Source organism: Vreelandella alkaliphila (genome assembly GCF_016107625.1).
Classification (GTDB): Bacteria; Pseudomonadota; Gammaproteobacteria; order Pseudomonadales; family Halomonadaceae; genus Vreelandella; species Vreelandella alkaliphila.
The window spans coordinates 62,520-76,972 of sequence record NZ_JABASV010000002.1 but is presented as its reverse complement, the minus strand read 5'-3'; the positions used below and the strand labels follow the sequence as shown (position 1 = coordinate 76,972).

At 51.2% G+C, this 14,453-nt stretch carries 15 protein-coding genes; all 15 read right to left on the bottom strand.

All coding sequences use genetic code 11. The annotated features are described in order from the left end of the window. Positions 1-13: 13 nt before the first annotated feature. A complete protein-coding gene (gene mgtE, locus JFC11_RS03535) occupies positions 14-1,396 on the bottom strand; it encodes a magnesium transporter (protein ID WP_038479839.1) in 1,383 nt (460 codons plus the stop codon). A 155-nt stretch (positions 1,397-1,551) separates the two neighbouring features. Next, positions 1,552-1,980: a F0F1 ATP synthase subunit epsilon gene (locus tag JFC11_RS03530; RefSeq protein WP_038479842.1), complete on the bottom strand. Its 429-nt coding sequence runs from the start codon at positions 1,978-1,980 to the stop codon at positions 1,552-1,554. A 24-nt stretch (positions 1,981-2,004) separates the two neighbouring features. Then, positions 2,005-3,384, bottom strand: coding sequence for a F0F1 ATP synthase subunit beta (gene atpD, locus JFC11_RS03525; protein ID WP_038479845.1), 1,380 nt, complete (start codon positions 3,382-3,384; stop codon positions 2,005-2,007). Between the two features lie 76 nt (positions 3,385-3,460). Further along, on the bottom strand, positions 3,461-4,348 hold the full coding sequence (atpG, locus tag JFC11_RS03520) for a F0F1 ATP synthase subunit gamma (protein ID WP_038479848.1): 888 nt from the start codon (positions 4,346-4,348) through the stop codon (positions 3,461-3,463). A 65-nt stretch (positions 4,349-4,413) separates the two neighbouring features. Then, a complete protein-coding gene (atpA, locus tag JFC11_RS03515) occupies positions 4,414-5,958 on the bottom strand; it encodes a F0F1 ATP synthase subunit alpha (RefSeq protein ID WP_038479851.1) in 1,545 nt (514 codons plus the stop codon). A gap of 16 nt (positions 5,959-5,974) precedes the next feature. Beyond that, positions 5,975-6,508, bottom strand: a complete 534-nt coding sequence (locus JFC11_RS03510) for a F0F1 ATP synthase subunit delta (RefSeq protein ID WP_038479854.1) — start codon at positions 6,506-6,508, stop codon at positions 5,975-5,977. Between the two features lie 11 nt (positions 6,509-6,519). Next, entirely contained in the window at positions 6,520-6,990 is a 471-nt protein-coding gene (locus JFC11_RS03505) for a F0F1 ATP synthase subunit B (protein ID WP_038479857.1), read from the bottom strand. 78 nt (positions 6,991-7,068) lie between these two features. Continuing rightward, positions 7,069-7,296, bottom strand: a complete 228-nt coding sequence (gene atpE, locus JFC11_RS03500; protein WP_038479860.1) for a F0F1 ATP synthase subunit C — start codon at positions 7,294-7,296, stop codon at positions 7,069-7,071. A gap of 80 nt (positions 7,297-7,376) precedes the next feature. Continuing rightward, positions 7,377-8,204 carry a F0F1 ATP synthase subunit A gene (atpB, locus tag JFC11_RS03495; protein WP_038479865.1) on the bottom strand — a complete coding sequence of 276 codons (828 nt, stop codon included), beginning with the start codon at positions 8,202-8,204 and terminating at the stop codon, positions 7,377-7,379. A gap of 12 nt (positions 8,205-8,216) precedes the next feature. Beyond that, a complete protein-coding gene (locus JFC11_RS03490; RefSeq protein WP_231657884.1) occupies positions 8,217-8,531 on the bottom strand; it encodes an ATP synthase subunit I in 315 nt (104 codons plus the stop codon). 297 nt (positions 8,532-8,828) lie between these two features. After that, complete coding sequence (locus JFC11_RS03485) at positions 8,829-9,761, bottom strand: ParB/RepB/Spo0J family partition protein (RefSeq protein WP_198348736.1); 933 nt, start codon at positions 9,759-9,761, stop codon at positions 8,829-8,831. Positions 9,762-9,785: 24 nt separating this feature from the next. After that, positions 9,786-10,553 carry a ParA family protein gene (locus JFC11_RS03480; protein WP_038479874.1) on the bottom strand — a complete coding sequence of 256 codons (768 nt, stop codon included), beginning with the start codon at positions 10,551-10,553 and terminating at the stop codon, positions 9,786-9,788. Further along, entirely contained in the window at positions 10,553-11,218 is a 666-nt protein-coding gene (gene rsmG, locus JFC11_RS03475; RefSeq protein WP_038479877.1) for a 16S rRNA (guanine(527)-N(7))-methyltransferase RsmG, read from the bottom strand. The genes JFC11_RS03480 and rsmG overlap by 1 nt, the downstream gene beginning before the upstream one ends. Beyond that, on the bottom strand, positions 11,215-13,119 hold the full coding sequence (gene mnmG, locus JFC11_RS03470) for a tRNA uridine-5-carboxymethylaminomethyl(34) synthesis enzyme MnmG (protein WP_198348735.1): 1,905 nt from the start codon (positions 13,117-13,119) through the stop codon (positions 11,215-11,217). The genes rsmG and mnmG overlap by 4 nt, the downstream gene beginning before the upstream one ends. Before the next feature lie 565 nt (positions 13,120-13,684). Beyond that, entirely contained in the window at positions 13,685-14,443 is a 759-nt protein-coding gene (locus tag JFC11_RS03465) for an amino acid ABC transporter ATP-binding protein (protein WP_038479881.1), read from the bottom strand. Between the last annotated feature and the right edge of the window lie 10 nt (positions 14,444-14,453).

The following is a 14,453-nucleotide window of genomic DNA, read 5'->3' as shown; positions in this document are numbered from 1 at the left end:
GCCCAAAAACAAGCTATACGTTTGTTAATATGGCGGTGGCAATAGTGAAGTAAATCAATACTCCAGAGGCGTCAATTAACGTTGTCACCAATGGGGCTGAAGCAGTAGCAGGATCGACCTTAAAGCGCTCTAGTACAAACGGTAGGCACATACCGATCATGCTACCAAACAGAACAATGGTCACCATGCTTAATGCCACGATGATAGCGACTGCTTCACCGCCACGAAAAATCCCTATAGGTGCTACTGCAATTGCCATGGTGATGCCCAGCGAGCCAGCTACCAGCAGTTCACGGCCTAACATCTTACTCCAGTCTTTCACACCAATATCGCCAGTCGCCATACCGCGTACCATCAACGTGGCTGCCTGAGCCCCCGCGTTACCTCCACTACCAATCAGCAACGGCAGGAAAAACACCAGCGCAACTTGGGCTGCGATTGTGTCCTCAAAGTAGGCAATGCCAGCTCCTGAAAAAAGATTGGCAAATACCAGCAGTACCAGCCAGGTAACACGCTTGCGGTAAAGGCTCCACAGCGGAACACGGCTAACACCATCCTCTAGCTGGCCGATAGACATCCCTTTATGAATATCCTCGGTAGCTTCCGACTCGGCAACGTCCATGGCGTCATCGTGGGTGACGATGCCTACCATACGGCCATCAGCATCCAACACAGGCAATGCCAGCAGATCATAGCGAGCCACAATGCGCGCCACCTCTTCTTGCTCTTCATCGACCGGTGCACTGATAACGTCTTTAATCATAATGTCGTCAACTAACGCACCAGGACGAGCCACCATCAACTGGCGCAGTGACATAGTCCCTATTAACTGGCCATTACTGTCGAGCACATAAAGCTGATACACCGTTTCCGCATCTGGGGCCGTTTGGCGAACCCGCATCATGGCTTGAGACACCGTCATGCCACTGGCTATGGCGACATAGTCAGAGGTCATGATGGCGCCTGCCGTGCCTTCTTCGTAGCTTGCTAGGCGTTTAAGATCTTCACGTTCTTGGTGGGCCATACGACGCAACAACGCTTCGCGACGGTCCTCACCAAGCAGATTAAACAGATCCGCTCGCTCATCAGACCCCATCTCTTCGAGAAGCTTAAGCACTTGGGTATCAGACAGCTTACCAACTACCTCAAGCTGGCTTTCTCCTGGTAAATAACCCAAGACATTAGCAGCGCGCTCGGCAGACAGAATATCCAACAGACAAAGTGCCGCAGGCAACTCCTCATCGTCTTCAATCATCTCCTCAAGCACTTCACCGATATCCGCCGAGCGGGTTTCGGCCAAACGCAAAGATAGTACTGATTTACTAGGCGCTTCCTTGGCCAACTCGTTGAGCAGTTCGGTTTTTAATTCCTGCAAGGCTTCATCGTTCAATGACATCGCTATCTCCCTTTGTGCAGACGCATATTGTGCAGGTGAAGTGTTACAGACGAGCATCCCTACGCTGAATGCGTTTTCTCATAGTACCAGACAAAAAAAACGCCCCTTAAACCCTCTCGGGTTCAAGGAGCGCTTTATGCACGCTAGCGCGTGTCTTAGCCTTTACCCGCCTTTTTGCGCAGCTGCTGAATCGTTCGCAGCTGTGCAACGGCTTCGGCAAGTTCAGCGGCAGCACGGGTATAATCCAGCTCCGATGACTTTTCATTAAAGGCTTTCAACGCCTGCTGACGCGCTTCTTCAGCAGCGGCCTCGTCGAGGTCACTAGCACGCGTCGCTGCATCTGCCAGGATCGTAACAATGGTCGGCTGTACTTCCATGAAGCCACCAGAGACAAAGAAGTTCTCTTCCTTGCCACCATCGTGGATCACGCGAACCGGGCCCGGTTGAAGCTCGGTCAGCAGCGGGGTGTGCCCCGGCAAAATGCCGAGGTCACCCATAATCCCTGCAGCTACCACCATCTCGACAGTACCTGAGAAGATGGAATCTTCAGCGCTGACGATATTGCAAGTGAAGCTATTCGCCATAGCGAATCCCCCTAATGGACGGGATTACTTCTTCATCTGGTTGGCTTTTTCGACAGCTTCGTCGATGGAGCCGACCATGTAGAAGGCCTGTTCCGGCAGGTTGTCGTACTCGCCCGCGAGGATGCCCTGGAAGCCACGAATTGTATCTTTTAAAGAAACATACTTACCGGGCGAACCAGTGAATACCTCAGCGACGAAGAACGGCTGCGACAGGAAGCGCTGGATTTTACGCGCACGAGATACAGCCAACTTATCTTCATCAGATAATTCGTCCATACCCAAAATCGCGATGATATCCTTCAGCTCTTTGTAACGCTGCAGAACGTTCTGTACACCACGTGCTACATTGTAGTGCTCTTCACCAACGACCAGCGGATCTAGCTGACGCGACGTAGAGTCCAGCGGGTCAATCGCAGGATAAATACCAAGCTCTGCAATTGAACGTGCCAATACAACGGTGGCGTCCAAGTGCGAGAAGGTCGTCGCCGGCGATGGGTCAGTCAAGTCATCCGCAGGTACGTAAACGGCCTGTACAGACGTGATAGAGCCCGTTTTAGTAGAGGTGATGCGCTCTTGCAGAACGCCCATCTCTTCAGCCAGCGTCGGCTGATAACCTACCGCAGATGGCATACGACCCAGCAGTGCAGATACTTCAGTACCAGCCAGGGTGTAGCGATAGATGTTATCGACGAACAGCAGAACGTCGCGGCCTTCATCGCGGAATTTCTCAGCGATGGTTAGACCGGTCAACGCAACACGCAAACGGTTGCCGGGCGGCTCATTCATCTGACCATAAACCAGCGATACCTTGTCGATAACGTTGGATTCAGTCATTTCGTGATAGAAGTCGTTACCCTCACGCGTACGCTCACCTACACCGGCGAATACAGAGTAGCCGCTGTGTTCGGTGGCGATGTTGCGGATAAGCTCCATCATGTTAACGGTTTTACCAACACCCGCACCGCCGAATAGACCAACTTTACCGCCCTTAGCGAACGGGCAAACGAGGTCGATAACCTTGATACCGGTTTCCAACAGCTCATTGGAAGCTGCTTGGTCAGCGTAGCTTGGTGCTTTACGGTGGATTGGCATGCGTTCTTGCTCGCCAATCGGGCCAGCTTCATCAATCGGCTCACCGAGCACGTTCATGATGCGACCTAGCGTTTCCTTACCAACGGGTACGGAAATCGCGGTACCTGTGTTGGTCACGTCCAAGCCACGTTTCAAGCCCTCAGTAGAGCCCATGGCAATGGTGCGCACCACGCCGTCGCCCAGCTGTTGCTGGACTTCGAGGATGGTCTCAGCATTAGAGACCTTCAGCGCGTCGTAGACCTTGGGCACAGAGTCCCGCGGAAACTCTACGTCAATCACCGCGCCGATGATTTGTACGATACGTCCGCTCATCTTGGTTCCTCTCAAAAACCTGCAAATGAAACCTGTCTGCCGGGAGCTACCTTTGCGATAGCTAGCCCCCTAGGCGTTATACGGCAGAAGCGCCGCCGACGATCTCGGAAATTTCCTGGGTGATGGCGGCCTGACGGGCCTTGTTGTATACCATCTCCAGATCGTCGATCAGGTTGCCCGCGTTATCAGTGGCACTCTTCATAGCGATCATTCGGGCGGCCTGTTCGCACGCACCGTTTTCGACTACCGCCTGATACACCTGTGATTCGATGAATCGAACCAACAGGCTGTCTAGCAACGCCTTGGCATCCGGTTCATACAGGTAGTCCCAGCTTCCGGGACGGGCGTTTTCTTCGTCATGCTTCGCGTCTTCGCCCATATCGGACGACAACGGAAGAAGCTGACGTACGACGGGCCGCTGCGTCATAGTGTTAACAAATTCGTTATACACCACAAACAAGCGGTCAATACGTCCTGCGTCGTACGCTTCTAACATGACCTTTATACTACCGATCAGTCCTTCGACAGACGGCGATTCTCCCAATCCGCTCTTGGCAGCAACCAGGTTGCCTCCATAGTTGCGGAAAAAGGCGCCGGCTTTAGAGCCGAGGGCGCAGAAGTCTAGCTCAGCGTCTTGCTGTTTCCAGACAACGGCATCTTTCACCACTGCCTTAAACAGGTTGACGTTTAAGCCACCACACAGACCGCGGTCAGTAGATACCACAATATAACCAACGCGCTTCACCTCACTCCGCTCGACCATGTAGTCGTGCTTGTATTCGGGGTTTGCGTCAGCAATGTGGCCTACCACATTACGAATCTGCTTGGCATACGGCTGGCCAGCCTTCATCAGATCTTGTGCTTTACGCATTTTAGATGCAGCTACCATTTCCATGGCGCTGGTAATCTTCTGCGTATTTTTAATGCTCCCGATCTGGGTGCGTATCTCTTTTGCAGCTGCCATAGCGATCTACCCTTCGTTCGTGGCTCTCAGAAAGCATGCAAGCCCGCCCGCAGGCGGGCCGGACATTACCAGCTCTGAGTCGCCTTGAACTTCTCGAGACCTGACTTCAAGCCGTCCTGAATCTCGCCGTTGTAGTCGCCGGTCTGGTTGATCTTATCGAGCAGATCGTTGTGCTCAGACTTCATGTAATCGTGCAGAGCACGTTCGAAGTCCAGCACTTTATCGACGCTCACATCATCCAGGTGACCTTCGTTAGCGGCGTACAGAGACAGCGCCATTTCCGCCACTGACATCGGCGAGTACTGCTTTTGCTTCATCAGTTCGGTAACGCGTTGACCATGCTCAAGCTGCTTACGGGTCGCTTCATCAAGATCAGAAGCAAACTGCGAGAACGCCGCTAGCTCACGGTACTGAGCCAAGGCCAGACGAACACCGCCACCCAGCTTCTTGATAATTTTGGTCTGCGCAGCACCACCAACACGAGAAACCGATAGACCTGCGTTAATCGCCGGACGAATACCGGAGTTAAACAGGTTGGTTTCCAAGAAAATCTGACCATCGGTGATCGAGATAACGTTGGTCGGAACGAACGCAGAAACGTCTCCACCTTGGGTTTCGATAATCGGCAGTGCGGTCAAAGAACCGGTTTTGCCTTTTACTTCACCGTTAGTAAACTTCTCAACGTAATCAGCATTAACGCGCGCAGCGCGCTCTAGCAGACGTGAGTGGAGATAGAAAACGTCACCAGGATAGGCTTCACGACCAGGCGGACGACGCAGCAGTAGTGATACCTGACGGTAAGCCACAGCCTGCTTGGAAAGATCGTCATAAACGATCAGTGCGTCTTCACCACGGTCACGGAAGTACTCACCCATGGTGCAACCAGAATAAGCGGCCAAGAACTGCATCGGTGCCGGATCAGCAGCGCCAGCAGCCACAACGATGGTGTGTTCCAGAGCGCCGTGTTCTTCTAACTTGCGTACCACGTTAGCAATGGTCGACTGCTTCTGACCAATCGCCACGTAAACACAAGTAACGCCTTTGCCTTTCTGGTTGATGATCGCATCGATAGCAATGGCAGATTTACCAATCTGACGGTCACCGATGATCAGCTCACGCTGACCACGACCGATTGGCACCATAGCATCAATAGACTTCAAACCTGTTTGGATCGGCTCGTCAACGGACTGACGGGTAATAACGCCAGGCGCTACTTTTTCTACCGCATCAGTCATTTTGGCGTTGATATCACCTTTGCCGTCGATGGCATTACCCAACGCATCGACCACACGACCTACCAGCTCAGGGCCTACCGGCACTTCTAGGATACGACCCGTACACTGAGCGGTCATGCCTTCTTGAAGTTGCAGGTAGTCACCCAAGACAACGGCACCAACGGAGTCACGCTCCAGGTTCAGTACCATGCCAAAAATGCTGTTAGGGAATTCAATCATTTCACCAAACATCGCGTCTTCGAGGCCGTGAATTTTCACGATACCGTCGGAAACGCTGACGATGGTGCCCTGATTACGGGCTTCGGATGCGACGTCAAGCTTCTCAATTCGCTGCTTGATGATGTCGCTGATCTCGGAAGGATTCAGTTGCTGCATGCCATGTCCCTCAGACTCAAGCGGTCAGCGCTTCGGAAAGGCGGTTCAATCGACCACGTACCGAACCGTCAATAACGGTATCGCCAGCACGTAGGATGACACCACCAATAAGCGTCTTGTCCACTTGAGTAGTAATGGAGATTTCGCGATTCAGACGTTTCTTAAGCGCGTTCGCTAGCTTGGTCTGCTGTGCGGCAGTCAGCTTATAAGCTGACGTAACCGTCACATCAACACGCTGTTCATATTCGGCACGTAAGTACTCGAACTGTTCAGCAATGAAGGGCAGTGCTAACAAACGACCTTGGTCAGCCAGGGTATCCAAAAACCGCGACAGGTCTTCCTGCTTTTCGGGCAACATATCCGAAAGCAGCGCTACCTTTTTGTCGTTTTCAAGTTTTGGACTACCCAACAGACGACGTAGATCGCTGTTAGCTACCGCAGCGCTTAAAAAACCAAGCGCTTGGGTCCAGCTATCAAGCGCCTTATGATCACGCGCGTATTCAAACGCCGCCTTAGCGTAAGGACGAGCGACGGTAAGTAATTCCGCCATGGGTCACCTCCTTACAGTTCAGCAGCAAGCTCATCAAGTAACTTGCGATGTGCTTTCTCGTCGACCGAAGCTTCTAGCACACGCTCGGCACCAATAATGGCAAGATGAGAAACTTGGGCACGAAGCTCGTCTTTTGCACGATTAACTTCTTGCTCAATTTCAGAACGTGCACTAACCATGAGGCGTTCGCCTTCGGCGCGGGCCTGTTCACGTGCTTCTTCAACCATTTGAGCAGAGCGCTTATTGGCTTGCTCGAGGATTTGAGAAGCCTGCTCCTTGCTTTCACGCAGTGTTTGCTCTGCACGTTCTTGAGCAAGCTCAAGATCGCGAGTAGCACGGCTGGCTGCGTCTAAGCCATCAGCAATTTTCTTTTGACGCTCGTGAAGCGCGTTGCTGATCGGAGGCCACACATACTTTATGCAAAACCAGACAAAGATCGCGAAGGCGATCGTCTGCCCGATAAGCGTCATGTTGATATTCACAGGGATGTACCTCTGACAAGTTCGTGGCGACCGGAGTGAAACAAAACCGAGCGGGACTGCCGCCCGGCTAAGCTGTCATTAACCGGCAACAACGAAGATCAGGTACATCGCGATACCAACACCGATCATCGGTACAGCATCCAGCAGACCAGCCATTAGGAAGGTTTTGGTTTGAAGTTGGTCACCAAGCTCCGGCTGACGAGCCGTAGATTCGATCAATTTGCCACCGAGGATAGCGAAACCGATACCGGTGCCCAGAGCGCCTAAGCCGATCATGATGGAGGCAGCAATGTAGATTAGTTCCATGGTAATGCTCCTAGTTTTTCAAGTTAAAGGTCAAGGTTGAGGGTTGATGTTAAGGGTTAATTTCTAACAAGCAGCACGTCTTAGTGATGCTCGTGCGCAGCGCTTAAATACACCACTGACAATACGGTAAAAATGAATGCCTGAAGAACAACAATCAAGATGTGGAAAATCGCCCACGGCACGTCGAGTACCCAGATCGCCCAGAACGGCAGCATAGCAATCAAGATAAAAATAACTTCACCGGCAAACATGTTACCGAAAAGACGCATCGCCAAACTGAACGGTTTAACAAGTAGGGCAACGATTTCAAGCAGCAAATTGAAAGGAATCAAGGCCCAATGGTTGAAAGGTGTCAATGAAAGCTCTTTGGCAAAGCCACCAACGCCTTTCACCTTGAAGCTGTAGTAAAGAATCAGACCGAAAACACCCAGTGCTAACCCCAATGTGGCATTAACATCAGTAGTCGGCACAATCTTCATGTAATCGACGCCCAGTTTACTGAACAACACTGGGAAATAGTCGACCGGGATAATTTTCAGCGTGTTCATGAACAGAATCCACACGAACAACGTTAATGCAAGCGGCGCAATAATCGGGTTATGCCCTTTAAAAGCCCCTTTGATCATATCTTCAACAAATTCAAACACCATCTCTACGGCATTTTGCAGTCCGCCTGGCACGCCAGTGGTTGCCATTTTACCAGCTTTACGGAAAAGCCAGATAAACAACAAGCCCATCGCAATGGACCAGCCCATGGTATCCAGATGGATAGCCCAAAAGCCCATCTCACTCGCTTCTTCTGCCGAATGTGCCAGCGACCAACCATTTTCTGGATGCTTGCCAAAGGTTAGGTTCTGCAAGTGGTGCTGGATATAGTAAGTCGTTGAGACTTCGTTTCCTGCGGCCATAGACATGTCACCTCAATTAGTTGTGCGATTCCCTAGCATTAGCCATGGTGCTAACCAATGCGTCAGAACAATCGCAACGTAAGCGCAAAAAAAGAAAGCGGGGTTTGAGGGGGGCACTACAACGAACACCAATGAAAAAAGTGCCACCGTCAAACCAAACTTGCCTGCTTCGGCGCGAAATAGGTCCATTGCGCGCGGAGCGCGATGCCTTGTTCGAAAAATTCCCATTCGCTGTATAAAAAAAATGTGCGGCAACAGCGCCACTAATGCTCCTGTAACTACCGACAATACGCCTGCCATATGAGCAACAGGGAAAGCCAATAGCATACCGACAAGCGTCATTAGCAGCTGAATTGCTGTCAGCCTGAAGAAGTAAGCTTTTCGCCGTTGGGTCTCAAGTCGCTGCATAGTTCTTCAGATAGATCTTCAGCACATGATTCCCCAGCACAATAAATGAGTCACGCTTACAACTTGTTGCTCAATAAAACATCAGTCACCTGCACAAATCTTGCGCGATTATAGGGAAGCGCTATCATACCTTCAACCGAAGTTGCGCCGATTTCGCGCGATTCAGTGTCGACTTGCGACCAAAGGGTTAAAATAAGCGTCTATTTAGTAAGCCTGCTATTTAATATGCGCTAGAATCCCATCGAGCTCTTCAAGACTGGTATAACGAATTGTAACTTTCCCCTTACCTTTTTGCCCGTGATCAATAGAGACGGGCGCGCCAAGTAATTCCCCCAGATGTGTTTCAAGTCGTGCAACATCCGGTGTTTTAGCAGTACGCGGCGGTGTCTGGGCAGGCGTCTGGTTAGCTTGGACTTTTTTAACCAACGCTTCTGTGTCACGAACGGTCAAATCATTATTGACCACTTCATGGGCAATTTGGCGTTGCTGGGTACTGGTAAGCGATAGCAGGGCTCGCGCATGCCCCATATCTAAATCGCCACGTTCCAGCAGCGTTTGCACCTCAGGGTCTAACGCTAACAAGCGCAATAAATTGGCGACTTGAGTGCGTGATTTACCAACTGCATCAGCAATTTGCTGCTGGGTAAGTTCAAACTCATCGCCAAGGCGCTTTAAGGCAAGTGCTTCTTCAATGGCATTAAGGTTTTCGCGCTGGATATTTTCAATCAGCGCCAGTGCAAGTGCTACTTCATCACTGACATCGCGAATAACGGCGGGAATAACATCTAATTCAGCCAACTGCGCAGCACGCCAGCGGCGTTCACCCGCGATAATTTCATAGCGGTTTTCACCCACTGGGCGAACCACAATAGGCTGCATCACCCCTTGTGCACGAATGGAATCGGCAAGCTCTTCCAATGCTTCTGGCTGAATATCCCGACGCGGCTGATATTTACCACGGGTAAGTTGGCCAAGAGGTAACCGTTCTAGCCGTTCAGCCGCCGCTTCTTCCGTTGGTGCTGCAGGCAGCAGTGCCGTGTCTGCACTATCCAGCGTCACGCCACCGGTAAGATCTAAACTGTCACGACGACGGGCGCCCGCACCAATCAGGGCATCCAGGCCACGTCCTAGCGCGCGTTTACGCGTCATTCGCTTCCCCTCGTACTTTTTACGTTACAGCGATAGCCGCCGAATCATCTCTTTTGCAAGCACACGATAAGCCTGGCTACCCCGCGAAAAACGTGCGTATTGAGTAACAGGCAAGCCATGGCTTGGTGCTTCAGCAACCTTTACATTGCGCGGAATGGTTGTTTTTAACAGCGCATCGCCAAAAAAATCTCTCAGCTGTTTGTCAACTTCACGCGTCAAACTGGTGCGCTTATCGTACATAGTACGCAGAATGCCAGAAACGGCTAGATCAGGATTAACACTCTGTTTAATCTGCTCAACAGTATCCAACAGCGCTGATAGCCCTTCCAATGCGTAGAATTCACACTGCAAGGGAATAAGCACACCATTGGCGGCTGTCAACGCATTCACGGTAAGCATATTCAGCGACGGCGGGCAGTCAATTAGGACGACATCATAGTCATCTGCCACCGTCTGCAGTGCTAACGACAAACGACTTTGCCGCTGGTCACTATCGAGCAGCTCTACTTCAGCGGCTGTTAAGTCGCCATTACCTGGTAGGACGTCGTATTTCACTGGAAGCCCGCGAACAATGGCATCGTTTGCGCTTGTTTCTCCCAGCAACACATCAAGTACACTTTTTTCGAGTGCGTACTTGTCGATGCCACTGCCCATGCTGGCATGCCCTTGTGGGTCTAAGTCTACCAGCAAGATACGACGATCAAGTGCTGCCAAACTGGCGGCGAGATTAACGGCTGAAGTGGACTTGCCCACACCGCCTTTTTGGTTGGTCAGGGCAATGATCTGGCTCACTACTCAACTCCTTTTGGGGTCAGAATCAACAGCTGCCGCTCGGCCGTCTCGAAGGGTACACGCAGTAGGTGACGCGCCTGGAGCTCAACATAGTCAGGCAACTCCCGCAGCTCATCATCAGCGCCAGGGCCTTTCATAGCAAGCCACTGCCCATGAGCTGCCGGTAGCGCTCGGGTTAGCGAGATAAAGTCTACCAAGCTGGCAAAGGCTCGGGAAATTACTTGATCAAACGTCTGGCCATTGAATTGCTCGACACGCGCTTGAGTTGGCGTGACGTTGGTCAACGCTAACTCCATCACTGCTTGACGTTGAAAGCGAACTTTTTTGCCATTGCTATCGAGTAGCGTTACCTGCAGTTCAGGCTTCATGATAGCAAGCACAAGGCCGGGCAAACCGGGGCCAGCGCCTACATCAAGTATCTGTGGCCCATGAACATAAGGTGCGACAGCAGCACTATCCAACACGTGCCGTGAGACCATCTCTTCAACATCGCGTACAGCGGTGAGGTTATAAGCCTGATTCCACTTGTGCAACAGCGCGAGCAAGCCTAGCAGCTGTTCGCGCTGTTGTGGGGTTACAGTGGCTCCTAGTGCTGCTAATCCTTCCTCTAACCGAGGGGCAACGGTTTCAGGCAAGCTGTTAATCAACGGCGTTAATTGACTCATCCGTTAACGACCTCGGTAGTACTGACTAAGCGACGTTTTTTCAAATGTATGAGCAAAATAGAGACAGCTGCAGGAGTCACGCCTGAAATTCTAGCCGCCTGCGCCAGGGTTTCAGGACGCGTTTCACTAAGCTTTTGGCGGATCTCATTGGATAGTCCTTCTACCCGTTGATAATCCAGCTCGGCTGGCAGCGGTGTTGCTTCATGGCGCTTGAGTTTATCAATCTCATCCTGTTGACGGTCGATATAACCCTGGTATTTCGCTTGAATTTGTACTTGCTCGGCAACCGCTTCATCGTCAACACCACCGCTTTCAATGCCAGGCAGCGATGTAATATCTGAATAGCTAAGCTCTGGGCGCTTTAACAAGTCACTTAAACAGTATTCTCGGGGAAGCGGCCTACCGGTTTTTTCAGCAATTTTCGCGGCGGCTGGTGTATTGGGCTGCACCCAAACAGTAGCTAACCGTGTTGTTTCACGCTCTATGGCTTCGCGTTTCTGGCTAAACAACGCCCAACGTTTGTCATCGACTAACCCAAGCTCACGCCCTTTTTCCGTTAAACGTAGATCAGCATTGTCTTCGCGTAGCAGAAGACGGTATTCCGCACGCGAGGTAAACATGCGGTAGGGCTCTTTGGTGCCCATAGTAATCAGGTCATCCACCAACACACCGAGATAAGCTTCATCACGGCGGGGATGCCACGCCTCTAACTGTTTGGCGCGACGAGCGGCATTCAAACCTGCCAGCAACCCTTGAGCTCCAGCCTCTTCGTAGCCGGTAGTACCATTAATTTGCCCGGCAAAAAACAGGTTGTGGATAAATTTAGTTTCCAGGGAGTGTTTTAAATCCCGGGGATCAAAAAAGTCGTACTCGATAGCGTAGCCAGGCCGTGTGATATGAGCGTTTTCTAACCCTTTAATTGAGCGAACCACTTGTAGCTGAACATCGAAAGGCAACGACGTCGAGATTCCGTTGGGATAGAGCTCATGGGTATCCAACCCTTCAGGCTCGATAAATACCTGATGGCTTGATTTGTCGGCAAAGCGGTGAACTTTGTCTTCAATCGATGGGCAGTATCGCGGACCAACACCTTCGATCACACCGGAATACATAGGCGAGCGATCAAGATTCGCCATGATGATTTCATGGGTGCGCTCATTGGTGTGCGCTATGTGGCAACTCACCTGCTGCGGATGCATCTCCCGTGAACCAAGGTATGACATGACCGGTGTTGGGGTGTCACCTGGCTGTTCTTCCAACGATGTGAAGTCAACGGTTTTGGCATCAATTCGTGGAGGCGTCCCGGTTTTTAGCCGATCAACGCGAAACGGTAGTGCGCGTAAGCGTTCAGCTAGCGCGTTGGAAGGCGGGTCACCGGCGCGGCCACCGCGGCTTTGATCTAACCCAATGTGGATAACGCCACCCAAAAACGTACCGGTTGACAGCACAACGGACTCCGCATGGAAGCGGATGCCTGTTTCGGTCACAACGCCTCGAACAGTGTTGTTATCCACAACCAGATCGCCAGCGGCTTGCTGAAAAATCGTTAAGTTCGGCTGGTTTTCCAGCATTCCCCGAATAGCAGCTTTGTAGCGAATTCGGTCTGCTTGAGCACGTGTTGCTCGAACGGCTGGACCTTTACGAGCGTTCAATACCCGAAACTGGATGCCGCCTAAGTCCGTGGCTAGCCCCATTGCACCACCGAGTGCATCAATTTCTTTTACCAGGTGGCTTTTGCCAATCCCACCAATCGCTGGATTGCACGACATTTGGCCGAGCGTTTCGATGTTGTGGGTTAGCAATAGGGTTTGACAACCCATACGAGCAGAGGCCAATGCGGCTTCGGTTCCCGCATGGCCACCGCCGATGACAATCACGTCAAAGCGGTCGGGATAGTTCAAGAGGCACCTCGTCTTGCGCCGTTTGGCACGGATGATGTGAGTCAGTATTGGTTCACTGATTGAGTAAGCCCGCCAGTATAAACCTCCTGTGGGTAACCGTCAGGTTTTTCCACACCCCAAGCTAAGCATCAATCTATTATTAATAACAAAATAAAAATATATAAGAGAAGTTCTGTTGATGTTGTAACTACTGGTGTGGACAAAATCTGTTGATAACCCAAATAAGCTAATATATTTCAGTTGCTTAAATTGTTAGTTTTTACATGATTAAACGGAGGAGTACCTGCGTAGAAGCGGTGCTACTCCTGTGGATGAAAGTGCGACTTACACACAGGCATGACAGACAACGGGTTATCCACCGACCCATACCGAGTTTGTTACCGCACCTGTGAACAAGTGCGATTGGTATCTTATAAAGACCTGGTTAGCGCTCATGCTAGGCATCGTAGAGCGATATGATGCAGCGTGTAAAAAATAGTATCCACAGGCAAAAAAAATGGCCTGTCGCGATGACAGGCCATTTTACGGGGCAAAAATGGGCAAAAAAGTCAGATTAATTCCGACATTAATGCTTCAAAACACGTGCAAGGAAGGATTGTGTTCGCTCATGTTGTGGCGTATCGAACAGTTGCTCGGGAGGGCCTTGCTCGGCAATTTCGCCTTTATGGATAAAAATAACGCGATCTGCCACTTCACGGGCAAAGCCCATTTCATGGGTCACTATCACCATGGTCATGCCTTCTTTGGCAAGTTCACGCATGGCATCCAGCACTTCACCAATCATTTCAGGGTCAAGCGCTGATGTAGGCTCGTCAAACAGCATCAGGCGGGGTTCCATGGCTAACGCCCGGGCTAACGCCACACGCTGCTGCTGCCCACCCGAGAGCTGGCTTGGGTACTTATCTGCTTGGTCGGCAATACCAACACGCTCTAACAGTCGTTCAGCGGTCTCTTCGGCATCTTGGCGGCTCCAGCCCCGCACTTTCATGGGCGCAAGGGTAACGTTGTCGCGCACGCTCAAGTGGGGAAAAAGGTTGAACTGCTGAAACACCATGCCGACTTCAGTACGGATAGTTTGTAGCGCTTTACTGCTTTTACCGTTGGGCAGTAATTGGTTGCCATCAACATCAAGAGAGCCGGCTTGAAACTCTTCTAAGCCGTTGATACAGCGGATGAGCGTTGATTTACCAGAGCCACTGGCACCGATGATAACGACGACTTCACCAGGCACAATTTCAAGATCAACATTATTGAGTACGTGCAGGCTGCCAAAATGCTTATTGAGCTGCTGCATACGCACAATTGGCGATTGGGTAGAGGTCATTGCACGTTCC

Bases quoted from the DNA above. Each gene is read 5' to 3' on its own strand.
- mgtE (WP_038479839.1), bottom strand. From the start codon at position 1,396: ATGTCATTGAACGATGAAGCCTTGCAGGAATTAAAAACCGAACTGCTC.
- JFC11_RS03530 (WP_038479842.1), bottom strand. From the start codon at position 1,980: ATGGCGAATAGCTTCACTTGCAATATCGTCAGCGCTGAAGATTCCATC.
- atpD (WP_038479845.1), bottom strand. From the start codon at position 3,384: ATGAGCGGACGTATCGTACAAATCATCGGCGCGGTGATTGACGTAGAG.
- atpG (WP_038479848.1), bottom strand. From the start codon at position 4,348: ATGGCAGCTGCAAAAGAGATACGCACCCAGATCGGGAGCATTAAAAAT.
- atpA (WP_038479851.1), bottom strand. From the start codon at position 5,958: ATGCAGCAACTGAATCCTTCCGAGATCAGCGACATCATCAAGCAGCGA.
- JFC11_RS03510 (WP_038479854.1), bottom strand. From the start codon at position 6,508: ATGGCGGAATTACTTACCGTCGCTCGTCCTTACGCTAAGGCGGCGTTT.
- atpE (WP_038479860.1), bottom strand. From the start codon at position 7,296: ATGGAACTAATCTACATTGCTGCCTCCATCATGATCGGCTTAGGCGCT.
- atpB (WP_038479865.1), bottom strand. From the start codon at position 8,204: ATGGCCGCAGGAAACGAAGTCTCAACGACTTACTATATCCAGCACCAC.
- JFC11_RS03490 (WP_231657884.1), bottom strand. From the start codon at position 8,531: ATGCTATTGGCTTTCCCTGTTGCTCATATGGCAGGCGTATTGTCGGTA.
- JFC11_RS03485 (WP_198348736.1), bottom strand. From the start codon at position 9,761: ATGACGCGTAAACGCGCGCTAGGACGTGGCCTGGATGCCCTGATTGGT.
- rsmG (WP_038479877.1), bottom strand. From the start codon at position 11,218: ATGAGTCAATTAACGCCGTTGATTAACAGCTTGCCTGAAACCGTTGCC.
- JFC11_RS03465 (WP_038479881.1), bottom strand. From the start codon at position 14,443: ATGACCTCTACCCAATCGCCAATTGTGCGTATGCAGCAGCTCAATAAG.